We start from the raw sequence: 23,128 nt of genomic DNA, 5'->3' as shown, positions 1-23,128 counted from the left end.
TCAGCCTCCAGCTTTGTTGGGCAGGGCACGCAAGCGCTTCTGGAGATCGGCATCACCGTTCCCTGCGTCCGACTTGGGCTCGGCATCGACCGGGGTCAGCACCATGTCGTCGGTGATTTCGTCGAATGCCAAGACCCGGCCGCCTTCGGCGCGGGCGAAGGATTGAGCCTTTTCGGAGTTCGAAAACGGCACCGTCTCCGGCGCGCCCATGCCGCCTTGCCGGGTCGAGCCGACAACATAGACGGCCTTGTCGACGGCGATCCAATTGCCGTCACCGGGATGATCCCAGGTTGCGCCCCGAGCTCCCATGTCGTTGACATAGACGGCAACGATCGGCGCCATCTGCTCTGGTCCCCGCATATAGGCGATGACGTCGCGCACCTGGCTGAAGAACAGGGGCGCAGGCATGCCTTCAAGGAACACCTGGCCTTTGGGGCCGGGATGCTCCAGCAGATTCATCTGGCAGTAATGACCGAGCGTTTCGGCTGTCATATCCTGCGGCGTCGTATCCTGAGCAGTTTTTTGCTGGCAACCAGCCAACAGCGTCAGCCCAAGGATGAAGAGGATCGGGCGAAGCAGCGCCTTCAACGGTGCTTTCAATGGATCTATCATGGCGTGACCTTTCGAAACGCGGGGAGTGCAAGCGCGATCGCGAGCAAGGGCCAGGCAAACAGCGAGGTGGCCGATTGCCAGAGCGGGATCGCGCCGGCCGCGCCGCCTATACCGCCGGCGGCGGCGACCGCTTGGCCTGCCGAGAGATTGAAGACACGGAAGGCATCGGCGGGATTGGCCAGCAGGGCGACAGGCAGGGCTTGCGTGGTGAAGGCTCCGCCACCATCCGTCACGATAAGCGCCAGAAGCGCCAGGTCGTAAAGCACGACCGCAACCAGCCAGAGCGCGATGGCAAGACCGGCGGCGCCAGAGGGACGGCGCGCCAGCGCTGACAGTGCATAGCCCGCGCCCAGGAAAGTCGCGCCCAAGAGAACCGAGGACCAGATCAGCCGCCATAGCGAGCCGATACCCTGGATCGCGCCCGGATCGGACCAGATCGCCACCACCAGCGCTGCGCCGTAACCGAGCGTGACGGCGAGTGCCAGGATTGCCAGATGCGCGAGAAGCTTTCCGAGCAGGATCTCCAGGCGGGAGACCGGATAGGTAAGAAGCAGAGGCAGCGTACCGCGCTCCACCTCGCCCGCCACGGCATCGAAACTCATCAACAGCGCGAGAAGTGGCACGAGATAGACGGCCAGCGACGTCAGCGAGGCGACCGTGACCGACAGCCGATCAACGCCGACATCGCCTGTCGGCGCAGAACCGGCGGCGGCCAGAACCAGGGCGAACAGCACCATCATGCCGGTGGCGATCAACACCCAGCGATTGCGAAACGAAATGCGGAATTCGGTGATCCCGGTGGCGAGGATGCGGCTCATTGACCGTCCCTCCGGCTGAAATGGCTGTAGATGTCCTCAAGGCTCGGGGGGATCACATCGAAGTCCGCGACATCCCCGCCGCGTGCGGCGACACGGGCGAGAAGCGGCAACTTCTGGGCTTGGGCGCAGCAGAGGCGCAGCATTCCGTCGGCACCCACAGAGGCTTCCGGAAAGGCCGCAGCAAGCGAAGGGGTATGCCCCTCCACCGGACGAATGAGGAGCGTGATCGGCAGGGCAGCACGTGACCGCAGATCGCCGAGCGTGCCCTCCGCTACCAGTTGTCCTCCCGACAATATCAGGATGGTGTCGGTACGCGCCTCAACCTCCGTCAGGACATGGGAGGACAACAGGATCGCGGTGCCATCGGCGGAAAGACCATCGAGCAGGTCGTAGAAATCCCGGCGGGAGACCGGATCAAGACCGGACGTCGGTTCGTCGAGCACCAGAAGACGGGGGCGACCGATCAGGGTCTGGGCGAGGCCGACACGCTGGCGCATGCCCTTGGAATAGGTTCCGATCCGACGCCGCGCCGCATGGGCCAGACCGACACGGGCCAGAAGCTCCGGCGCGGTGCGCGGATTTTCACCGCGCAGCGAAAGATAATGGCGGATCTGTTCCTCGCCGGTCAGCGCCGGATGGAAGGCGACATTTTCCGGCAGATAGGCCACCTGCATGCGCGCGGCAGCCGAGCCCGGCGCCTCGCCGCAGACCGTGACGTCACCGCTGTCGAAGGGGATCAGCCCCAGAATGATCTTCATCATCGTCGACTTGCCGGCGCCGTTATGCCCCAGCAACGCGGCGCGCTTTCCCGGCTGCAAGGACAGCGAGACCTGGTTCAGCGCCTCGACGGAGTGGAAGCGCTTAGTGAGCCGAGAGATTGTCAGCGTCGGTGTCATCGTAATGTCCTTCGGCCCAGCGGCCGGCGGCCTGGGATTCGTAACCAAGGATTTCGGGGGGAACGGCAATGGTCAGGGGCCGCATTAACGGCGCACTGTCGCGCACGCCGCCCGGCAGCGTGGCGGGGAAGTCCCGCTGGCTCCAGCGGACGAGTTGGACGGCTGGCGAGCCGATCAACAGGCTTGCGGCGGGCTGGGACCATAGGATCTGGTCCATCACGTCATTGGGACGATAAAAGCTGTCGGCGATGCCATCGCCATTCAGATCGAAGGCCGGATGGTCGGACCAGAAATTGCCCCTGCCCTCATGGCTCCACTCCATGTTGCGGGTGCCGACATATTTCACCTGTTCGCGATTGGCGATGAAGACATTGCCGGTCAGCACGTTTTTCTCAGAGCCAGCGGTAAAGTGAATGCCGATATCGCAGCCTTCGAAACGGTTGTCCCAGATCAGGTTCTTGTGGGCGTTGTAGATGAAGAAGCATTTCTTCGTGCCGCCGCGCACCAGATTGCCTGTGACGTCGGCATTGTTGGCATAGTTCAGCATCAGCCCGTGCTCGCGGTCGCCGAGGCTGAAATTATTCAGGATCCTCGCCTGGTTCGAGAACATGATGGCGAAGCCGAGATGGTTGCCGATCGAGATGTTGCCGGAAACCTCGGTGTTGCGCGTATACATGAAATGCACGGCAAACCTGAGGTCGCGCATGAGATTGCCGCGATAGATGCTGTTCGAGCTGGCATTGGAGAAGATGCCGTCGCGGCCGAAGCGGATGACATTGTTCTCCAGCAAGGTGCCGGGACTGTTCCAGACATAGATGCCATTGCCGCGCTCGTTCATGCGGGGGCTATCGAGGCCGATAATCTCGTTGCGGGCCACCAACGCATCACGGCCACCATGCACATCGATGCCATGCAGATTGCCAGTCACGAGCAGCTCTTCGACCCGGGCGCGATCTGCGCCCTTGTCAATCTTCACGCCGGCATCGAGGTTCTGGTTGATGCGTCCGGAGCCGGTGACCGTAAAGCCCTTGAGGGCGACGTCAGAGGCGGTGATGGTGATCACGCTACCGGTGCCCTGGCCATCGACCACGGCGCCGCGCGGGCCGGTGACGACGAGCCCACGATCGACAACGACGGGTCCCAGATAGGTCCCGTCGGTCAGCATCAGCACATCGCCGGGTGCAGCCTCGGCGATGGCGGCGGCAAGGCTGCCCGTTCCCGGCGCGACCCTGTGCTCCGCCGCCGCCAGCGGCGAGGCGAGAACAAGGCTGATCAGGAGGACGGGCAGCCGCATGGATCAGGCGCCCTTCGGTTCGACGAACATGCGTCCGCGCATTTCCATGTGCAGGGCATGGCAGAACCACTGGCAATAATACCAGTAGACGCCCGGATTGGCCGCGACGAAGGTGACAGAGCTTGTCTGCTGCGGTCCGATCTCCATCGCCACACCATGATTGCCCATGGTGAAGCCATGCGTCAGATCGTCGATCTCATCGAGATTGGTGACGATGACGGTGACTTCGTCGCCTTCCTTGACCGTGAAGCTCTCCTGGCTGAAAGCCGGAGCGACGGAGGTCAGATAGACGCGGACCTTGTTGCCGTCGCGGATCACCGCATCCGTCCATTCATCGATATTGACGCCATCGGCTTCGGCCTGCTTTCGCGTCTCTGCCCAGAGCGGATCCTTGCGATCCCAGGTCGAGCGGATATTCGGCAGGATCGACGGAGCAACCGCGATCGCGTCATGCGGCTCGGCAAAATTCGGGCCGTCATGCACGAGCTTCATCTTGTCGCCGGAGATGTCGATCAGCTGGTCGTTTTCCGGCTTCAGCGGGCCGACATTGAGGAAACGGTCCTTGGAGAACTTGCACAGGCAGACCAGCCAGTCGCTCGAAGCATCCAGCGTTTCGCCCATGACCGTCTTCAGGTGGCCCGGCTGATACTGGACGTCGATCTTGTCCTTGATCGGATTGATCTTCTCGCCAGCATAGGCCTTGATGGCGTCCTCGATGTTCCACTTGGCAACCTGGCTGTCGAGGAAGAGCGAGGTATAGGCATTGCCGCGGCCGTCGAAGGCGGTGTGCAACGGGCCGAGGCCAAGTTCCGGTTCGGCAACGACAGCACTGCGCGGTTCGGCGTTGTCGTAAAACAGGGCATCGAACTTGGTCACGTCAAGCACGGTGACGGTCGGCGAAAGCTTGCCGCCAATGCACAAGTGCTTCTTGTCCGGGGCCATGTTGCAGCCATGCGGATTGTTGGCGATCGGGATGTAGCGGGTGAACAGTGACTTGGCTTCCTTGCGACCGTCGAGCACCTTGACGCCATTGACCTCCTCGAATTGCCCGGCGGCGATCGCCTTTTCGATTTCGGCGAGGTTGAAGATGACGACATGGTCCATTTCAGACTTGGTCATCTCTTCGAGGGTCATCCCCATTTCGGAGTTGTAGCTGGTGGAGAAGGCCCATTTGCCTTCGTAGTCGGCGTCGCAATTGTCGAGATTGCCCGACACCTTGACCTGCCAGGCGACATCCCACTTTTCGGCATCGACGGCCGTGAAGATGTTCACATAGGTGGAGACATCCGTCATCGTCGAGCCATCATTGACGAGCGGCGCTTCGTCTTCGCCGTTGCAGAAGACGTAGTTGGTCTTCGGCCATTTCTGCGGACGCATGCCATGGATGCCCTTGGCATTCGGGATTTCCAGAATGGCATCGGTCTTCATGACGTCGCAGCGAACGCGGGCGACGCGGGTGTTGGCCTTGTCGTTCATGAACAGGAAGCGGCCGTCATATTTGCCCTCGGTGAAGGACATGTGGACGTGGTGAAGATCGCCATTGTCATGGATCTTCTTGCCGTTGGCGGCGAGCTGCTTCTTGGTCTTCTCGGACATCGTCCGCTGATGGATGCGGATCGATTCGTTGGTCTGGCCCCAGCCGGTGGCCGAGCAACGGTTGAACACCGGAACGCGCATCAGCTCGCGCATCGAGGGAATGCCAAGAATGCGCATTTCACCGGTCTGGCCGGAGGACCAGAAGCCGTAATAGTCATCGAGTTTGCCGGGCGCGACAGAGCCATCGCCTTCCGCGGCCGCGAGCGCCGGTGTCGCCATGACGGCGGCTCCGAGGCCCAGTGCGCCGGCTCCCATGCTTCCGGCCAAAACGGCACTGCCGGCCGTGGCGCTGAACAGCTCTCGCCGGCTCAGGCCCTTGGTTTCTTTGGTTTTCATCGTCGATGTCCTCCTTCGGTTAGATTTGGCTTCAGTTAGACTTTGGCTGCGGATTGGTTGATCGGTGCCCCGCCCGGGCTTGCCGCTAGCTTAGCCCGCGACTTCATCTTCTTGATCACCACGGGGCAGACGGTTTCGGACTGGTAGAGCACCTGGCAGTGGAGGCAGTTGATGCACTCGTTCGGATTGATTTCGCCGGTCTTGTGGATGGCCTGCACCGGACACTGGTTGGAGCAGGTCTGGCAGGGATTTCCGCATTCGTGGTAGCGCTTCAGCCAGTCAAACATGCGCATGCGGGCCGGGATCGCGAGTGCGGCACCCAGCGGGCAGAGATAGCGGCAGTAGAAACGCTCGACGAACAGGCCGGCAACGAGAAGGGCGCCGGCATAGGCCACGAACGGCCAGGCACGGATGAACTTCAGGATGATCGCCGTCTTGAAGGGTTCGATCTCGGCCAGGTGCTCGGCCTGCTCCACACTCATCAGCGAGACGCCGAACAGACCGAGGAAGATCATGTACTTGAGCGGCCACAGGCGCTCATGCAGTCCCCAGGGTAGGGTCCATTGCGGGATATGCAGCTTGCGGGCGATCTGGTTGGTCAGTTCCTGCAGCGCGCCGAAGGGACAAAGCCAGCCGCAATAGGCGCCGCGCCCCCAGAACAGAAGTGCCGCCGCCACCGAGAACCAGAGGATGAAGGTCAGTGGATCGAGCAGGAAAGCCTGCCAACTGAAACCGGTGACGAGACTACCGAACAGGGCCATCAGGTTGACCACGGAGAGCTGGGCATTGGCATACCAGCCGAGGAAAACCAGTGTCACCGTCAGGAACAGGATCCGGAAGATGTAGAAGGCGCGGGCGTTTCTGACGGCATAGGTCTGGAAGAAGAAGACCGCCGTCAGCACGAAGAGCGTGGCACCGAGCACCGTGATCTCCAGCGTCTTGTCGCGCCAGATACGCTTCCAAAGATCCGCCTGGGCGGAGCCCTCGTCCTGCTCGGCAACGGCCTTGACCTCGACGGGAGGGGCGACGACGGCCTTCAGATACGTCTGCGGCAGCTGATAGCCAAGCTCGAAGGTATGAAAAACCTTCTCGATCGGCCCGACCTCGCGATGCGCCAGAAGCTGGATACGGAACGGCTTGCTCGGATCGAAGCCGACATTCGCAGGAATGCGAAAGAGGTCCATCTCAGAGAATTCGGGCGCTCCAGGCAGTGCGATCCCGCCCAGGCGGCGATGATCGCGGTCGCGAAAGCGCACCGAAACGTCATCCTGGATCAGCACGATGCGATCGAAGATGCCGCCGCGCACATAGCCGGAGCCTTTGAACGAGTAGAGCCCCCTGCCAACGATGGCGATGGCGCTTTCGCCCTCCTTCAACCAGCTCTTTAGATTGGCCTCCTCGGCCGGGCCAAGGAGAGCCTTGCCGATGGCAGGCACCGAGACCAGCGCCGCATGCATGTCGATGAAGGTGGTTTCAGGCGGCTCCGTCAGGGCACGCTCGCGGGCACGCACATCGGCATGTTCGGCGAATGCGGCATTGACCTGCGCCACGTCCAGCGACAGCCGGCGGATCGTCCCGTCTCCCTCCGCCTCGGTCCAATCGACCGGCGCAGACGCATCGACATTGACCGTGAAGCGTGGGCCGGCCTGGTCGCTCTCCGGCGTCAGGCCACCAAGCCCGAGCGCCCGCGCCACCTTCAGGCCGGAGCGCACGATCGAATCGTCGATCACCATCACGGTGACCGTCGCACCGGAGATGATATCCACATCGTGGGACGTACCGCCGGATTTCGCCTCGGCGGCGAGGTCCAGTCCTGCATAGCCCGACACCAGCGCCTTGACCTTGGCTTCGGGAATACCGATCAGGACGATCGGCTCGGAATGCTTCACCAGCTGCACGCCGATAATCTTGGCGTCGAGACCAACGGCCACCAGGGTGTGGATGGGTTTGCCGGAATAGCCGGTCGTGCCGACGAAATCCGAGGTGAGGAAGATCCAGCCCACAGTCTCGCCGCCCTTCAGTACGGGCGCGACCGGCAGATCTGCGCGGATGGGACCGAAGCCGTCTGCCCCCGGCACGAGATCGGAGACCTTGGCCGCCGGCAGATACTTTTGCAGCACCGACGCCGCGCTAGCCGAGTAAGCCAGGCAGAGAGAGGCACAGAGCAAAAGAACCAGACGGAAGAGTTTCATCCCAGATTTCCCGCAAATCGTTGCAGGACCATTGGCGTCTTCCGAGTTAAGGATCGTTGCGCCAGATCAAGCACTGAAGCAATTCTTGAATGATTGCAGGCGACTGGAAGGCGGCATATCAGTTGCGCGATCCGACAACGGTCGACGGTTGTCGACGGCCCGCAGACTGCGGGTCAACCTCTCGACTTACCCGGCAAACAATGACATTGCACGCCTCGGCGACCGGCAGATCCGGATCCCATCTCGCGTTTTGACAGTCGGTGGCGGTGACAAATGAAGAATGAGAGCAGCGCGAAGCCGCAGCACCTGGACCGCCCTGCCCTCGGCATCATCCTGCGCATACTCTCCGGCGCGCTCTTTGCGGCGATGGCTGTTTTCGTCAAAGCGGTTTCTGCAGATGTGCCCGTGGGCCAGATCGTATTCTTCCGGTCGACATTCGCGCTCGCACCCCTCGTCTGCTTCCTCTGGATACGAGGAGAGTTTCCAGGCGGACTCGCGACAAGGCGTCCGCTCGATCACCTGCTGCGATCAGCACTCGGCGCGGCAGCCATGTTTGCGTCCTTCGCCTCGATTGCCCGCCTGTCACTCGCGGAGGCAACCTTGCTGGGTTACCTCTCTCCCGTTTTCACGGCAATTGCAGGCGTCCTCATCCTTTCGGAACGGGCAACGGTCTGGCGGGTCGCAGGAGTCATCTTGGGCACTCTCGGCGTGTTGGCACTCGTCTGGCCGGAACTTGGTCAAACAACGGTCGACGACACTCGTCTAGCCGGCTTCGGCTTCGGTCTCCTGATGGGGCTGCTCACGGCATTCGCTCTGATTATGGTGCGCAGCCTCAGCCGGACGGAAAGTCCAGGCGCTATCGCATTCTATTTCGTCGTGGCATCCATGATCGGCGGCATCGCGACGCTCCCCTTCGGCTGGGCCGTCCCGAGCCTATCCCAATTGCTGTGTCTCGTCGGCGCCGGCATTTTCGGAGGCTTCGCACATATCTGCATGACGCTGGCCTTCCGCTACACGGAAGCCTCGCGCCTCGCCCCGTTCGAATATCTGGCGATCCTGTGGCCGATCTTGGCCGATCTCGTCCTGTTCGGTCAGCCGCTGACGCATCCCTTCCTCCTCGCCCTGCCGCTCGTCCTATCGGGGGCCGCCGTTGCGGCGCTCGAAGCAAAGCGGCGGGCCTCGCCCTCAAAGAGCAAGACCCCATGAGCTTGCAGACACGTTGTTTACCCGCGCCAGCGGAACGATGACCGAGCACACCTTGCACCGCAGCACGATGTCATCGAAGTGACGCGCAGCAATGCGAAGACTATCCTGACTGGTCCATGCAGGAGGCCCGTTACCCCCCCTGCGTTCAACTCTGCCGAACCGGACAGCATGGCAAAGGGAGGTGGAGAATACTGATGAGGATCACTTTTTGACTTCTATCAACCGGAGGCAGGGGCTAGGTTGCCGCTCACGAATGGCGAATCGTTCGCAACCGGTGCGGATGACGGCCCGCGCAAAATCGCTTCGGTAAAGTGAACTAGAAATCACGGTCGCTATGGTAAACTCGCAAAAGAGGAACACCCGATCGCTCCCCAACGCGCGGGGCTATGTCGTCGCGGTTGTCGGAACGGTAGCGGCCATCGGTGGCGCACGTTTTGCCATGGGCGACGCCGCTTCGGAAACGCTCTCCCTGTTTCTGGCGATTTCGGTCGTCGCCACAGCTCTGATTGGCGGGGCGGGCCCGGCCCTGCTCGCAGCCATCTTAGGCCTCACCGGTTGGCTCTTTTCCGGTCAGTTTCCTCTCCCCGAAACAGCACGCTTCGAAACAGGCGCGCTTGCCGTCTTAGCCGCGCTTATTGTCTGGCTTGCCTGGCGATCAGATGAAAATCGAGACACGCAGTCGGAACTGAAAGAAGCACTGGACGACCGCGAGGCGCGGCTTGGGTCGATCCTCGACACCGTGCTCGATGCTACCATCGTCAGCGACGAGAACGGGATCATCATTTCGTTCAACTCCGCAGCGGTCCGTCAGTTTGGCTATTCGGAAGACGAAGCGATCGGTCAGAACCTGAAACTGCTCATGCCTCAGCCCTACCGCCTGGAGCATGACGGCTACATGCGCCGCTACATGGAAACGGGCGAAAAGAGGATTATTGGTGTCGACCGGGTCGTGGTCGGCCAGCGCAAGGACGGTTCGACCTTTCCGATGAAGCTTGCCGTCGGCGAGATCAAACGCGGCGGAAAACGGTTCTTCACCGGGTTTGTCCGCGACCTCACGGAGCGAGAAGAATCTGCGGCGCGCCTGCAGGAGATCCAGACCGAACTCGCAAGGCTCGGCCGATTGAACGAAATGGGAGAGATGGCATCGACGCTGGCACACGAGTTGAACCAGCCATTGTCGGCGATCGCCAACTATGTGCATGGCTGTGCGCGTTTGTTGCAGAACGCGGTTGACGATCGCGATATCCAGGTTCGCGACGCCTTGCTGGAAGCGGGAGAGCAGAGCATCCGCGCCGGGCAGATCATTCGACATCTGCGCGAGTTCGTCACCAAAGGCGAGACGGAAAAGCGCGCGGAGAGCCTGCGCCAACTCGTGGAAGAGGCCGGAGCGCTCGCGCTTGTCGGCTCACGGGAAAAGGGCGTGCGCACCGTGTTCGATTTCACCTCCGACAATGATCAGGTCTTCGTCGACCGCATCCAGATCCAGCAGGTGCTGACCAACCTTATGCGCAACGCGATCGAGGCGATGAAGCACACGGAAAACAAGGAAATCCGCGTCAGCGTCCGCTCGGACAAGATGGAACTGGTGACGGTGAGAGTTGAGGATTCCGGTCCCGGGATATCTCCTGAAGTCGCTCAGGATATCTTCAAGCCATTCACCACCACCAAGGCAGGAGGAATGGGGATCGGCTTGTCGATCTCCAGGCGGATCGTCGAAGCCCATGGCGGAGAGATGACCGTGTCCAAAAGTGAACTTGGCGGCGCCTGTTTCAGTTTTACCCTTTTGCAGCACGACGAGGGCCAGAATGCAGCCTGACGATTTTACCGTCCACATCGTTGATGACGAAGAGGCACTTCGCAAATCGCTGGGGTTCATGCTGACGGTGAACGGTTTCGGCGTGAGGCTTCATCCGACCGCAACCGCCTTTTCGGAGATTGCCCAGAGCCTTCGCAACGCAGTCCTGGTCACGGACATGCGCATGCCCGACATGAGTGGCCTGGACCTGGTGCGCAAGATATCGAGCATCTCGCCACCGATACCCTCGATCATCGTAACAGGGCATGGCGATATCCCGATGGCCGTCGAAGCGATGAAAGCCGGCGCCGTGGACTTCATCGAGAAGCCGTTCGAAGAGGCCGTGATCATTGAAGCGGTGCGACGGGCGGCCGAAAAACTGGCGGATTCATCTGCGGGCACGGTGAGCGTGGACGATCTCCGCTCACGCATTGGTAGCCTCAGCGAACGGGAACGGCAGATCCTGGCAGCCGTCGTGGCCGGGCAGCCGAACAAAGCCATCGCTTTCAATCTCGACATCAGCCCGCGAACCGTCGAAGTCCATCGCGCCAATGTGATGATGAAGATGAAAGCACGCAGCCTGCCGGAACTGGTGCGCATGTCGCTGACCGTCAGCATCTAGCCTGTCCAGCAAAGTTCTCTTAGCGGTTTTGCATCCGGACTGCGGAAAAACAAATAGATATATAATTTCAGGTGGTCGGCTTTTCACCGGAAATTCTCCCGCCGATTTCTCGCGTAATCCGACTTACGCTTGATCCATGACAAGGTCGTGCGTCTGCCAATATGCGATCACGAAGCTTGGTGAAAGACTACGACCGAGCTTCTGAGATCCCATTGTCCACGCTGTCTGCCATTGTTGCTGTTGTCAAAGACCCGGCCTTGCTGCGGTCGATCAGCTTTGCTCTCAACACGCACGGCCAGACAGTGGAGCAGTTCAACGACTGGACGATGGCGACCGAGGCGATCAGTCATGCGCAATGCGTCATTCTCGACACCTGCCTCCCGCCCGCCGATCTGACGGCCGGCCTCAGCCTGGCCAGCCGCGGCGTAAAAGTCGTCGTGCTCGCCGAGGACGACAGAGACTACGAGGGCTTCAACCCGGACGACATTTGTGTGCTGTCCAAACCCCTCAAGGGGCCGGATATTGCCAATGCCGTATCGGCCCTACGTAAGAACCCGTAGTGGAAGAACTCAATAGCGGCAAAGCCCCCGATCCAACATGATCTCTTCAACCAGAGGGGACATGCCGATGCAGACCGCCGCTTCGATCACACTCAATTCGCGTATCTCCGCCCCGCCGCGTGCGCGGAGCCAGGCGCATATCAGGCCCGTGACCTTTCATACGCCGGATTGTGTGATCTACGCCCAGGGCGAACGCACGCGTTCCCTCTACCAGATCGAATATGGGGCGGTGCGCATTTACCGCCTCCTGGCCGATGGCCGCCGTCAGATCGTCGCCTTTCACCTCGTCGGTGAGACCTTTGGCTTCGAGATCAACGACACCCACAGCTTCTATGCCGAGGCCATGGTGAACACCGGTCTGATCTCCATCGAACGCGACGCCGGCGGCCAGCTCAACGACCGCCTGGTCGGCGTCGCCTTGAAAGCCATGGTTCGCGCCCAGGAGCACCTGCTGGTCGTTGGCCGGCAGAGTTCGCTCGAGAAGATTGCCGTTTTCCTGGTGGACCTCGCCGATCGCGAGGGCGGCGCGGATGTGATCGACCTGCCCATGAGCCGTATCGACATCGGCGACTACCTCGGGCTGACCATCGAAACCGTTTCGCGCACGATCTCGAAACTCCGCGATATGGGGATCGTCAGGCTGCGCAATGCCCGCAGCATCGAGATCGTGAAACCCGAAAAGCTTCGGATGCTGAGCAACTAGAGCAAGTCCAGCAAAAGTGCGAAGCGGTTTTGCGTCCAAAATTGCGTGAAAACAAAGAGATAGAGCATTGAAGGCGCATCCGTTTTCGCCGGAAGTGCTCTATAGTCTTTCCGGCAAAACTGCGTCGGCATATGCGAAACAGCGGACCGAAGCCGGGCCCTGAGAAACGGTCGTCGCTCGGTCTCCGCACGGATCACCAGATCACTCATCTCCGCTTGCGACACGACGCTCGTCGTGACCGAGGCGACACCGCCCCCCCAGGCGACATGGAAGGTCTCTGCCTGCCGGAACGCGCGGAAGCGCGATCCACATAGAGGCTGGTTCAGTCAAAAAATGCCGCCCAGGGCCTCCCGGGCGGCATTTTCCATTCTGCAACAATCTTCCGGTTTACTTCGCTGCGGCGACAGCAGCGTCGATGCGCTCGCGGGCCTTCTTCGGAAGCTTGGCGGCGTTGAAGGCGTCGAGATTGGCGGCAGGGGCGTCCCCAACGAGGATGGCAGCGACCATACCCATGCCGACATGAGGCGCGCATTTCACACCGTAGACACCGGGAACCTCGAAGGTAACCTTGATCGTCTCGTTCATCTTGCCCTTGAACTCCGCAGCACCATCCGGGATCATGCCCTTGATGGTTTCGGCATTGTGGCCCTTGTCGGTGGGGATGAAGGTGACGGTATCACCGGGGGCAATCTTCAGGCCCGCAGGCTCGAACACCATGGCACCATCTGCACCCTTGTTCAGCATCTTGACTTCGAAATCGGCAGCGATCGAGAGCGCCGGGGCCGAAAGCAAAAGAACGGCTGCCATTGTTACACTACGCAGTTTCATTTTCATCTCCTTGGACAGGAACACCTCGTTCCGTTGGAGAAGTGATAGGCCAGGATGAACAAGCCTTCTTTGCGCAATATCAAGTACGGCAACGCTTAACCTGATTATCGACGCTCCGGAAGAGAATCCGCCAGCGACGCAAGTTCAGCCATATCGCGCACCAGGAGTTTCTGCCGACCGCCTTCGATCAGGCCCTTGCTCTCCCATGAACTAAAAATGCGCGACACCGTATGAATTGTCGTTCCGGTCATCTCGGCAATGTCCTGCCTTGAGATCGGGAAATCGATCCGTATTCCCGCAGCCTCCGAGCGACCAGCCTTTTGCGCCAACCTCAACACGGTATGCGCAACTCTCTTCTCGACTTCTTGCGTGGACATTTCGCGAATGCGGACATGCGCTTCCTCTAGCCTCTGTCCGATCGTCTCCATTGCACTGACGGCAAGTCTTGGATTTCGCTCTACGAATTTCGGCCACAACTCTGTTGGCCAGGACAGAACGATGCTTTCAGCAGCGGCAAGTGCAGTGCCTGGATAGTCGTGTCGTTGCAGAGCCTTAGCGAACCCAAACAGGTCGCCGGGATGAACGACACGCACGATGATCTGTTGACCGGCGCTCGTCACCTGGGTGACCTTGAGGCGACCATGCAGGAGTAAGAAGAAATATGAGGCGGGCTGTCCCTGTTCAAATACGGACTCCCCGATCGGCAGCCGCCGGGTCTGCGCTGGAACAAGCAGCGCGTCCAACTCGTCATCGGTCATCTTGTCGAATAATGACAGAGACTTGATGATCGTTCGATCAAGTTTCAAAACAAATCCCTCTCCCGCCAACAACGCGCACTCTCAGGGCCCCGAATACCCAATAGTGGCTGTGGCGAGTGTCCAAATCGAGGGGCAACCTACCTCACAAGGCACCGATCGAAAAGAGTAAAGGAGCGTACCAGCGACGATCTTCGACTAGTCGGAAGCCGACATGATCAGGGGGAACTCCGACAGAACAGCCACCGCTTTTGGGGTCGCGTATGAACGAGCTCAACGGCGATCTGTGTTTTCCGGCGGCTATGTAGACGCCGCAGGCTTCGGTAGTGACTGGCTGCCCTTCCTTGACGAGATCGACACGTCGATTGCAGGTCGTCGTCCATTCCCAGACATTGCCGGCAAAATCGGCAAGGCCATGCTCGCTTTCGCCGAAGCTTCCATAGGGAAGCGGCTCCGGATCTTTGGATCGCTTGCGTGCCGCCTCGCGCTCGTAGTCGGCAAGCCAGCGCAAGGCCGGGTTCCTATTGTCCGGATCTATACCAAGGGCGTCATCCGGAAACTTTTCACCAGCGGCAAAGGCCAACTCAACGTCACTCGGCAGGCGCCAGATCCCCCCGCTCTTTTCCGAAAACCACCGGGCATAAAGTGTCGCATCGTCATGGCTCACGCCGGTTGCCGGCATGTCAGGGCGCGATGGGGTGGTCGACTCCCGGGCCGGGCACGCACTGTCGGCAACGCAGGCATCGTAGTCCTGGGTGCTGACCTGATACTTCATAATGGTGACGGGCGACGTCATGGAAAGGTCAGCCTTCGGCCCATCGACGGCGTATCCAGCGCGGTAGAATTCGCCAGGCTGACGATAGACGAAACTGCCTGGTGCCACCGAGATGGTTGGAGGCGGCGACAGTTCGGCGCCGCCATTCAGCCGGACGATGCCTGACTGGAACACGACTGCGGTGGACAGAGCACTGATGAGCAGAAGTGGCAGTAGCACTGAGCCTATAGAATTGGACGGCCTGGGGGTGAGAACGGCGCCGGGCATGGCGATTTCCAACGAGTTAGAGAGGAAGTTCACGGGGTGCTCAACAAGCACCCCGTGCGTTCACGAGGGTCAGCTTTCCGGCTTCACCACGGCGGTCATCAGATCGTCGTTCCAGTCGCCGGTGACCTTGAAGTGGGCGGCGGCACCCTTTTCGAAGGCTTCGATCAAGTTGTGGTTCACATAGGCGTAGATGCCCGGCTGCTGGAAGGTGTAGTAGGCCGCGCCGGCAGCACCACCAGGGATGAACCAGGTTTCCTGGTCGAGCTCTGGCGGGTTGGCAAACTTGCCGGTCGCCCACACATAATCACCATGGCCGCCGATCAGGTGCGGACGGGTGTCACGATTGGCCTGCGAATGCAGGATCAAGACCCGGTCACCGACTTCAGCCGTCATCGCATTGTCGCCTGTCAGCGCTCCGACCGCGCCATTGAAGACGATGTGGCTCGGGGTCAGCGTGTTCATCACTTCGAGCACATCCGAATAGGCGTCGCCGGCACTCTCGTATTTCTTGTAATTGCCGTCGGCATCCTTGGGGACATAAAAGTCCTGCTCGCCTACATAATATACCTTGTCATAAGGCAGATCATTGCCCTTGTGGTCTTTCAGACCTTCACGCGGCAGGACCATGATCGCGCCATTCATGCCCGAGGTGACGTGCCACGGCACCATGCCGGGAGGTGCACAATGGTAGACGAAGACGCCTGCCTTGGTGGCCTTGAAACGCAGGACCGCCGTTTCGCCCGGATTGACCAGAGTCAGCGCACCGCCGCCAAGCGCACCGGTTGCCGAATGGAAGTCGATATTGTGTTGCAGCGTGTTGGTGTCGGGGTTGATCAGCGTCAGCTCAACATAGTCGCCTTCATGAACGACCATCATGGGACCGGGGACCGAACCGTTGAAAGTCATGGCATGCACTTCGGTGCCAGCGTCATCAATGACGATCTTCTTTTCCTCAATGGTGAGCGTGAACTCGACTACCTTCGGCCCGCCTTCGGCCTTCTGAGCATGCGCATGGACGAAGGGAGGTGCGATAAGATCGACCTTCACTCGCTCCAGCTTAGCGATGTCTGCGGCAACGGCTGCGGCGTTGGTCTTGATGTCGCCGCCTTCGGCGCGTGCCACTGTCCCGGTCAGAACGGGCACAAGCGCGCTTGCAAAGACAGCCCCCGCAAGCATTGTTCTTCTGGTCAAATTCAGGCACTGGGTCATGATCTTTTCTCCTTGTCCGGCAGCGAGCGTTTCGCTCTAACTGTTGACATTGTTTTACTTCATGACACGCCGTTCTATTTGACTTGGAACAATGAGCTGCTGAGTAATCAGTGCGTCATTCAGCCGCCGACCAAATAATAGATTTACTGCAGCCCTTTGATCGAGATCAATTACTTTGCCTGAAGATCTCTCAGGCAGGATCAATCGAAAATTTTTTGAGAACCGCTTCCATGGGCCATAAGGAACAATCGACCAGTCGCGGGATCCCGCGAGGCCTCCAACGCGACGGTCTCGCCCTGCTGTCCTATGGGTTTCGGCCCTTCTATCTAGGGGCGTCTCTGTGGGCCATCGCGACGGTCACAATCTGGATTTGCGCGATGAACGGCTGGCTCCAGGTGGCGGAAGTCTATGGTCCATCCGTCTGGCACGCGCATGAACTTTTGTTCGGCTTCATGCCGGCAGTTCTGGTCGGATACTTGATGACAACAGTTCCAAACTGGACCGGACGCTTTCCACTGTCAGGCAAGCCGCTTGGTTGCCTCGTCCTCACCTGGATTGCCGGCCGCATCTCCATGCTGATGGTCGCAGACACAGCTGCCCTGATCACACTCCTGATCGATTGGATCTTCCTTCCACTCTTCGCGTATTTCTGCGTGAGGGAAGTATGGGTTGCGAGGAGGGTCGCGGATGCGAAGCCAATCCTTTGCCTCACGTCTCTCGCCCTGATCAATGCCGGATTCCACATCGTTGCCATGACAGGAGGGGATGTGGGGGCCTGGGCGCGGGCAGGCCTTTCAGTCTATGTCCTGTTGATCACGGCGACCGCGAGCAAGCTCATCCCGAGCTTTACAAACAACTGGCTTGCCCAGGCAGGCAGGCCACGCCTCGCCCCCGGAAATCGCGTGATCGATCGTTTCGTCCTTATTGCCACTCTCATTGCTGCGACGGCCTGGACCTTTGAGCTGGCCGGCCCACTCACGGCAATCTTGGCACTTGTGGCAGCCGGCTCGCACTTCGTCCGCGCAAGTAGATGGTTCAGGCCAATCATCCTACGATCGTCCATGATCGCAGCGATGCAGGTCTGCTACGGCTTCATCCCTCTCGGCCTGCTGGGAATTGCGGCAACCGCGCTCGATATACTCGGCCCGCTCGCTGCAATGCATCTTCTTGCTATCGGAGCCGTCACCGGAATGATGATTGCGATCATGAATCGTTCGATCCGGCTTCATACGGGTCGAGATGAAAAGTTCTCTTGGTGTCAACGGCTGTCCGTCCCACTCTTGCTGCTCGCAGCAAGCGGCCGCACCGCAGCCGACATCGTTCCGGGATACTATGGGGCACTTATCGCAACGTCTGGCCTTTTCTGGATTGCCGCCCTTGTATGCTTTCTAAGCGACAATGCAGTTCTCCTGTGCCACGTTCAGCGGCAACAAGGTCGTCAGGCCTCACCGCCAACTCGGATCAACATGCGATAGGCACGCTTTGACGCATCGAGATTGCCCACCCATTGGTGACCGCGTTTTTCCAACTCGGCGCCAAGAAAGCGCGACTCTTCTGAAAACACGGCGAAAAGCACTTCGCCCGGCTCCATAAGCTCGATAAGCGAGAGAACTTTCTCCATAGGAGCCGGTGGCTCCTGTTCAGTGAGATCGATCCTCCACAACGGATCGGGCCAAGCAGCGGCTTCTTCGGCACCCAACGATACGAGGACCGTTGGCGATGCCTCGGCAGCCGGGATAAACAGAACCTCCCACTCGCCGCCATCCAACTCCTTGAGCTCGGCCGAATAACCACGGCGCGCCATGACGCTTAACAGCGGCACTGGGCGAAAGGTCGCAAGCAGACGCAAGCCTTCCCCTGGCTTTAACGACTGAACTGCATCCATGATTGCGGGAAATGGCTCACCTCCGTCACGAAGGATGGGCCGGACGTCGAGTTCTTTGAAACTGGCTGTTGTCGACACTTGACCTCCCAATTTTCAACTTCACCTGTCTGATCACGATGAACCGGCATGGGAGCGACCGCTATCGCCCGATCGCTCCCATGCAGTTCAATGACCACCACCGCAGTTGCAGTTGCAGCCTTCGTGCTTCTTCCGGCGAATGCGGACTTCCCATATCTCCGGACCACGGGAAAGGTATTCCCACCCGAACATCCCATCATAATGCATCTCGAGATGGTAGTAGAGCGGAACCGGATCATGATCGACGGTCAGGATCAACTGGTAATCCGGAAGCAGTGAATTCAACATTCCGAATATACGGGGATGCCTTTCCACGCGCGGAATCTCGCGCACGTCGAGCTTGAGAATATGATCTTCAACAACAGTCATTCGCTGGCTTTCTTCAATGCAAGTTGCGGGAGTCGCATGCGGCGTAAGCTGCACCGCAGGATACTGAAGCACCGGCGCCTAGGCTTCGTTGTGCTGTAACAAGCAAAACCAGGAAAGCAGTGTTCCTGTTTGCCTTTCGACAACGAAGCGATGGCACCTGGCACTATCGTTAGGGCACCGAACCGGAGCGATACAATGAACACAGAGATTATCCGCCGTTATGGCGAAAGCCGCCTGCCCCGTTACACAAGTTATCCGACGGCGCCCCGCTTCTCGCCCAGTATTGGAGCAGGCACCTATCGTGATTGGCTGGCGAACATCCCCAAAAGCGAACCGGTGTCGCTTTACCTTCACGTGCCCTTCTGTCGATCCATGTGCTGGTATTGCGGCTGCCACACCACGATCACCCAGAAGGACGCACCGATCCTCGACTATCTGACCGTGCTGAAACAGGAAATCAGGCTGGTAGCAAAAGCCATCGGGCGGCGACAGGATGTCAGCGACATTCACTTCGGCGGCGGCACACCCACGATCATGACGCCGGAGGAGTTCCTCGATCTGACTACCACGCTCACAGCGGCCTTTGGTATTGGCGGCGCGACCGAACTGGCGGTGGAAATCGATCCGAGAACGCTTAGCCCCGAAATGTCAGAAGCACTCGGAGAAGCGGGAATGACCCGTGCGAGCCTTGGCGTGCAGAGTTTCGACCCCAAGGTGCAGAAAGCGATCAATCGCATACAGTCGGCAGAGCAGACGGCAACGGCCCTGTCGAACCTGCGCAGGGCTGGAGCCAGAAGCGTCAACTTCGACCTGATCTATGGCTTGCCCCATCAAACCGTAGACTCTGCAATTGAAACTGCGCGCATGGCTGCTGCTATGCGCCCTGAACGCTTTGCCGTCTTCGGTTACGCCCATGTCCCGGCCTTCAAGAAGCACCAACGCCTGATCGACACGGCAGCGCTCGGCGACGCACATGATCGACACGCCCAGGCGGAAGCCATCGCGGCGACGCTGTGCGAAGCCGGATACCGACGGATCGGTCTCGACCATTTTGCGCTTCCTGAGGATCAGCTTTCGATTGCCGCCGATCACCGGGCGCTGCATCGCAACTTCCAGGGATATACGACCGACACTGCGTCGACGCTGATCGGGTTCGGCTCGTCGGCGATCGGACGTCTTGCCGAAGGCTATGCGCAAAACGATGTCGCCATCGGACGATATGCCAGCCTCATTTCTTCCGGGAACTTTGCCACATCGAAAGGCTACCGCCTCACACAGGAGGACCGCGTCCGCGCCTGGATCATCGAACGGTTGATGTGTGACTTTCAGGTGGATTTTACAGCCAAGCCAGATGGCTTTGAACTTCCCGAGGGGAGCTTTGGAAAAGCCAATCTGCTGCTCAAGACCTTGTCGGACGAAGGCATTGTGACCTGGCGTGGCGATGTGCTGAGCGTGGACACACAGCACAGGTTCCTGGTCAGAACGGTAGCGTCCTGCTTTGACGCCTATCTGGGAGAAGCGGGCAGAACACACGCCACCGCGGCCTGAGACAAAACGGCGATAGACGAGAAAGCCCGGTCCGACTGCTCGGTCCGGGCTTTCCCTTTGCGCGATCGCGGATCAGCGAACGAGCGCGCGGTAGATCTGCGGCAGGGCTGCCGGCAGGCGCCGGATATCGGGCACGACGGCATAGCCGTGATGGCCGAAGACGGCGGGCACATAGGTTTTGGCATCCTGATCGACGGTGACGCCGAAGACATGGATGCCACGTCGCCTTGCTTCGCTCACGGCCCGACGCGTGTCTTCAAGCGCAAAACGTCCCTCATAGTGATCGACATCGTTCGGCTTGCCATCGGTCAGGACAAGCAGCAAGTGCTTGCGATTGGGGCGCTCAGCAAGCTTGGCCGTCGCGTGACGGAGTGCTGCCCCCATGCGGGTATAGTAACCGGGTTTCAGCGCGGCGATGCGATGGCGCACTATCGCACTCATCGGCTCGTCAAAGTCCTTGATCGTCTCGACACGCACCCAATCCCGCCGTCTCGACGTGAAGCTTAGGATTGAATGCATGTCGCCACAGGCAGCAAGCCCCTCGGTCAACACCAAAAGGGCCTCCTTTTCGACATCAAGAACCCGGCGGTCGTTGAACCAGGCGTCAGTCGACAATGAGACGTCGACCAGCAGGGTCACTGCGAGATCATGGGCCTGGGGCCGGCTTGCGAGGTGGATGCGGTCGGAGCATTCACCGCTCGCGGCATGTTCAGTGCGGCTACGAACCACGGCGTCGAGATCGAGATCGGCACCGTCGACCTGTGCACGCAGCACCTCATGGCGCGGGCGCATCGCCTCGAACTGCCGCCGCACACGACGAACCAGCGCTTTCATCTCTGCCGACAGGATAGGCGAAGGGCCTTCGTCAGACGCCGGACCTGCAATGACCCGGCAGTGGTTCTTGAGATAGACCCCACGCCTGTAGTCCCATTCGGGATAGGTGAGTTCCGCCTCAATCGCGGAATGGATGAGCACTTCCGGCGGCAGGTCGAGGTCGAACCGAAATTTAGCTGCAGGTCGGCCCTTGCGTTCGCCAAGCACCATCTCGTCGAGTTCATCGGCAGCCGACGCATCGTGATCGTCGCTGTCATCGGCGGGACGATCGACATTGGCCATTTCGGCCATGGCGAGGATCTTTTCGAAGCGGTTGAGGATGAAGGGGCTGCGCTCGCCCTTGGCGGCAGAATCCTTTTCGCGCGTCGCGACATAGCGGCCAGCGGCTTGTGCATCCGCCTGACTGGCGCCGACCGGCTGGTCCGTGTACTGGCGATCAGCCCATTCTTCCCGGACGACGGCTTGCGGCCAAAGCGGCACGGGCAACATCGGCAGATAGCCTGGAGGCGCCCTCCCCGGCATATCATCCCCCGCCGAAAGCGGGGCAAGCCCGACACCACGGCGCAGGAGATCGATGATACGATCCTCCAGCAACCCCTCGACCCTTGGCAGAGAGCCACGCCGGCGCTCCGACAAGAGGGCGCTGCAAAGCCGGCGATAACAATCAATGAGACCGGGAAAAGCCTTCAACACCCGCTCTTCAAGCACCGACGCCGCCTCCAGCATGGCGAGATCTGCCTTAAGCGGATCGATTTCGGTGATTGGCTGAAGCGGCATGACGGCCATGGCAGCCGCCAGCCAGATATAGAGATCGCGGTTGAGCGCCTGCTCCGGCATGAGATCCAAGACTGGGGGCAACATCACGCTTGCTTCGTCCCGCGCCGGGTGGATGAGCTTTTCCTCGCCGAGCCCCATGCGCTGGCGCAGCTTCAGCCGGTGTTGCGAGGTCTTGCCCCGTGCGGGGACCAGTTGCACCGTCTTTTCCCCACCGAAGCCACGGAAGCAGACGGAAAGCACCGGAAGCACCTCTTCCAGCATGACGGCAGCGTTTGGGTAACGCGGCCAAGTGCGGGTATCGCCAGCGAGCCTGTGCCAGGCGCGCCCGACCGTTTCCTCGAGCTCCAGAAAGTCCAGCATGACATTCTCCTAGCGGATGACCGCCTTTGCCAGTTCGAGAAGGGCAGTGCGCACGTCGGGTTCGTCGGTCAGCGGCTCGATCATGGCGGCGCGAACGGCGTCACGCGGAGACAGACCGGCATCGATCAGGCTGGCGCAATAGACGAGGAGGCGCGTCGAGACGCCTTCCTCCAGGTCATGACCTTTCAGTGCGCGCAGCCGTCTGGCGAGTTCAACGAGGGGCTCGACCGTGACAGCGGGCAATCCGCTTTCGGCCGAGACAACCTCGATTTCCCGCGCCTTGGGCAGGAAGTCGAATTCAATGGCGACGAAACGCTGGCGGGTCGAGGGCTTCAGCGCCTTGAGCAGGCTCTGGTAGCCGGGATTGTAGGACACGACCAGCATGAAGGCCGGCGGCGCCGCGAGTTCTTCGCCGGTGCGTTCCAGAGGCAGGATACGCCGGTCGTCGGTGAGCGGATGGAGGACCACGGCGACATCCTTGCGCGCCTCGACCACCTCGTCGAGATAGCAGACGCCACCGTCCCGGACCGCCCGGGTCAGCGGTCCGTCGACCCAGACCGTCTCTCCGCCCTTGAGCAGGAAGCGGCCGGTGAGATCGGCAGCGGCCAGATCGTCGTGGCACGAGACGGTGGTCAGCGGCAGATCGAGCTTCTGTGCCATATGGCTGACGAAACGGGTCTTGCCGCAGCCCGTCGGACCTTTGAGGAGCAGCGGCAGTTGCCGTGTCCAGGCTGTTTCGAACAGGGCGCATTCGTTGCCGGCTGGAGAATAGGCCGGGATTTCAGGCTGAATGTTGCGGGCGATGAGATTCAT

At 60.2% G+C, this 23,128-nt stretch carries 21 protein-coding genes; 7 read left to right on the top strand and 14 right to left on the bottom strand.

From position 1 onward, the window contains the following. The 6 genes from ACSV9I_RS21275 to ACSV9I_RS21250 are packed head-to-tail and all read right to left on the bottom strand — an operon-like array spanning position 1 to position 7,744. Positions 1–612 (bottom strand): nitrous oxide reductase accessory protein NosL, encoded by a 612-nt coding sequence (locus tag ACSV9I_RS21275; protein ID WP_438330731.1) that lies wholly within the window; start codon positions 610–612, stop codon positions 1–3. Further along, positions 609–1,430, bottom strand: coding sequence for an ABC transporter permease (locus ACSV9I_RS21270; protein ID WP_438330729.1), 822 nt, complete (start codon positions 1,428–1,430; stop codon positions 609–611). Before ACSV9I_RS21270 ends, ACSV9I_RS21275 begins: the two co-directional genes overlap by 4 nt. Then, positions 1,427–2,326 carry an ABC transporter ATP-binding protein gene (locus ACSV9I_RS21265; protein ID WP_438330728.1) on the bottom strand — a complete coding sequence of 300 codons (900 nt, stop codon included), beginning with the start codon at positions 2,324–2,326 and terminating at the stop codon, positions 1,427–1,429. The genes ACSV9I_RS21270 and ACSV9I_RS21265 overlap by 4 nt, the downstream gene beginning before the upstream one ends. Then, positions 2,292–3,620, bottom strand: coding sequence for a nitrous oxide reductase family maturation protein NosD (locus tag ACSV9I_RS21260; protein WP_438330727.1), 1,329 nt, complete (start codon positions 3,618–3,620; stop codon positions 2,292–2,294). The genes ACSV9I_RS21265 and ACSV9I_RS21260 overlap by 35 nt, the downstream gene beginning before the upstream one ends. A 3-nt stretch (positions 3,621–3,623) precedes the next feature. Next, positions 3,624–5,552, bottom strand: a complete 1,929-nt coding sequence (gene nosZ / locus ACSV9I_RS21255) for a TAT-dependent nitrous-oxide reductase (RefSeq protein ID WP_438330726.1) — start codon at positions 5,550–5,552, stop codon at positions 3,624–3,626. A 35-nt stretch (positions 5,553–5,587) separates the two neighbouring features. Continuing rightward, complete coding sequence (locus ACSV9I_RS21250) at positions 5,588–7,744, bottom strand: 4Fe-4S binding protein (protein WP_438330725.1); 2,157 nt, start codon at positions 7,742–7,744, stop codon at positions 5,588–5,590. A gap of 273 nt (positions 7,745–8,017) precedes the next feature. Between ACSV9I_RS21250 and ACSV9I_RS21245 the strand changes: the two genes are divergently transcribed. The 5 genes from ACSV9I_RS21245 to ACSV9I_RS21225 all read left to right on the top strand — a co-directional run bounded on the left by ACSV9I_RS21245 (position 8,018) and on the right by ACSV9I_RS21225 (position 12,630). Then, a complete protein-coding gene (locus ACSV9I_RS21245) occupies positions 8,018–8,950 on the top strand; it encodes a DMT family transporter (protein WP_438330724.1) in 933 nt (310 codons plus the stop codon). 334 nt (positions 8,951–9,284) lie between these two features. Next, complete coding sequence (locus tag ACSV9I_RS21240; RefSeq protein WP_438330723.1) at positions 9,285–10,766, top strand: PAS domain S-box protein; 1,482 nt, start codon at positions 9,285–9,287, stop codon at positions 10,764–10,766. After that, a complete protein-coding gene (gene fixJ, locus ACSV9I_RS21235; protein WP_215569620.1) occupies positions 10,756–11,367 on the top strand; it encodes a response regulator FixJ in 612 nt (203 codons plus the stop codon). Before ACSV9I_RS21240 ends, fixJ begins: the two co-directional genes overlap by 11 nt. Positions 11,368–11,546: 179 nt before the next feature. Then, positions 11,547–11,927 (top strand): hypothetical protein, encoded by a 381-nt coding sequence (locus ACSV9I_RS21230; RefSeq protein ID WP_215569618.1) that lies wholly within the window; start codon positions 11,547–11,549, stop codon positions 11,925–11,927. A gap of 67 nt (positions 11,928–11,994) precedes the next feature. After that, entirely contained in the window at positions 11,995–12,630 is a 636-nt protein-coding gene (locus tag ACSV9I_RS21225; protein ID WP_215569669.1) for a helix-turn-helix domain-containing protein, read from the top strand. Between the two features lie 387 nt (positions 12,631–13,017). Here the strand turns inward: ACSV9I_RS21225 and ACSV9I_RS21220 are convergent, their stop codons facing one another. The 4 genes from ACSV9I_RS21220 to nirK all read right to left on the bottom strand — a co-directional run bounded on the left by ACSV9I_RS21220 (position 13,018) and on the right by nirK (position 16,464). Continuing rightward, on the bottom strand, positions 13,018–13,458 hold the full coding sequence (locus ACSV9I_RS21220) for a pseudoazurin (protein WP_438330722.1): 441 nt from the start codon (positions 13,456–13,458) through the stop codon (positions 13,018–13,020). 104 nt (positions 13,459–13,562) lie between these two features. Next, complete coding sequence (locus tag ACSV9I_RS21215; protein ID WP_165222469.1) at positions 13,563–14,264, bottom strand: Crp/Fnr family transcriptional regulator; 702 nt, start codon at positions 14,262–14,264, stop codon at positions 13,563–13,565. Positions 14,265–14,358: 94 nt separating this feature from the next. After that, complete coding sequence (locus tag ACSV9I_RS21210; protein WP_165222466.1) at positions 14,359–15,255, bottom strand: SUMF1/EgtB/PvdO family nonheme iron enzyme; 897 nt, start codon at positions 15,253–15,255, stop codon at positions 14,359–14,361. A 69-nt stretch (positions 15,256–15,324) separates the two neighbouring features. Further along, positions 15,325–16,464, bottom strand: coding sequence for a copper-containing nitrite reductase (gene nirK, locus ACSV9I_RS21205; protein WP_166599139.1), 1,140 nt, complete (start codon positions 16,462–16,464; stop codon positions 15,325–15,327). A 230-nt stretch (positions 16,465–16,694) separates the two neighbouring features. Between nirK and ACSV9I_RS21200 the strand changes: the two genes are divergently transcribed. Further along, on the top strand, positions 16,695–17,939 hold the full coding sequence (locus ACSV9I_RS21200; protein ID WP_438330721.1) for an NnrS family protein: 1,245 nt from the start codon (positions 16,695–16,697) through the stop codon (positions 17,937–17,939). Here the strand turns inward: ACSV9I_RS21200 and ACSV9I_RS21195 are convergent. Both ACSV9I_RS21195 and ACSV9I_RS21190 read right to left on the bottom strand, forming a co-directional pair. Beyond that, positions 17,903–18,427 carry a DUF2249 domain-containing protein gene (locus ACSV9I_RS21195; RefSeq protein WP_234905995.1) on the bottom strand — a complete coding sequence of 175 codons (525 nt, stop codon included), beginning with the start codon at positions 18,425–18,427 and terminating at the stop codon, positions 17,903–17,905. The genes ACSV9I_RS21200 and ACSV9I_RS21195 overlap by 37 nt on opposite strands. Before the next feature lie 87 nt (positions 18,428–18,514). Beyond that, on the bottom strand, positions 18,515–18,796 hold the full coding sequence (locus tag ACSV9I_RS21190; RefSeq protein ID WP_054149260.1) for a DUF2249 domain-containing protein: 282 nt from the start codon (positions 18,794–18,796) through the stop codon (positions 18,515–18,517). A 195-nt stretch (positions 18,797–18,991) separates the two neighbouring features. Between ACSV9I_RS21190 and hemN the strand changes: the two genes are divergently transcribed. Beyond that, positions 18,992–20,344: an oxygen-independent coproporphyrinogen III oxidase gene (gene hemN, locus ACSV9I_RS21185; RefSeq protein ID WP_438330720.1), complete on the top strand. Its 1,353-nt coding sequence runs from the start codon at positions 18,992–18,994 to the stop codon at positions 20,342–20,344. Between the two features lie 72 nt (positions 20,345–20,416). Here hemN and ACSV9I_RS21180 read toward each other — a convergent pair whose 3' ends face one another. Together ACSV9I_RS21180 and ACSV9I_RS21175 are read right to left on the bottom strand one after the other, a co-directional pair. Beyond that, positions 20,417–22,315, bottom strand: coding sequence for a nitric oxide reductase activation protein NorD (locus tag ACSV9I_RS21180; protein WP_438330719.1), 1,899 nt, complete (start codon positions 22,313–22,315; stop codon positions 20,417–20,419). Between the two features lie 9 nt (positions 22,316–22,324). Beyond that, on the bottom strand, positions 22,325–23,128 hold the full coding sequence (locus ACSV9I_RS21175) for a CbbQ/NirQ/NorQ/GpvN family protein (RefSeq protein WP_110792352.1): 804 nt from the start codon (positions 23,126–23,128) through the stop codon (positions 22,325–22,327).

This window comes from Rhizobium sp. G187 (genome assembly GCF_051549525.1).
Lineage (GTDB): Bacteria > Pseudomonadota > Alphaproteobacteria > Rhizobiales > Rhizobiaceae > Allorhizobium.
The sequence above is the reverse complement of the archived record's forward strand: the minus strand, read 5'-3'. Positions and strand labels throughout refer to the sequence as shown.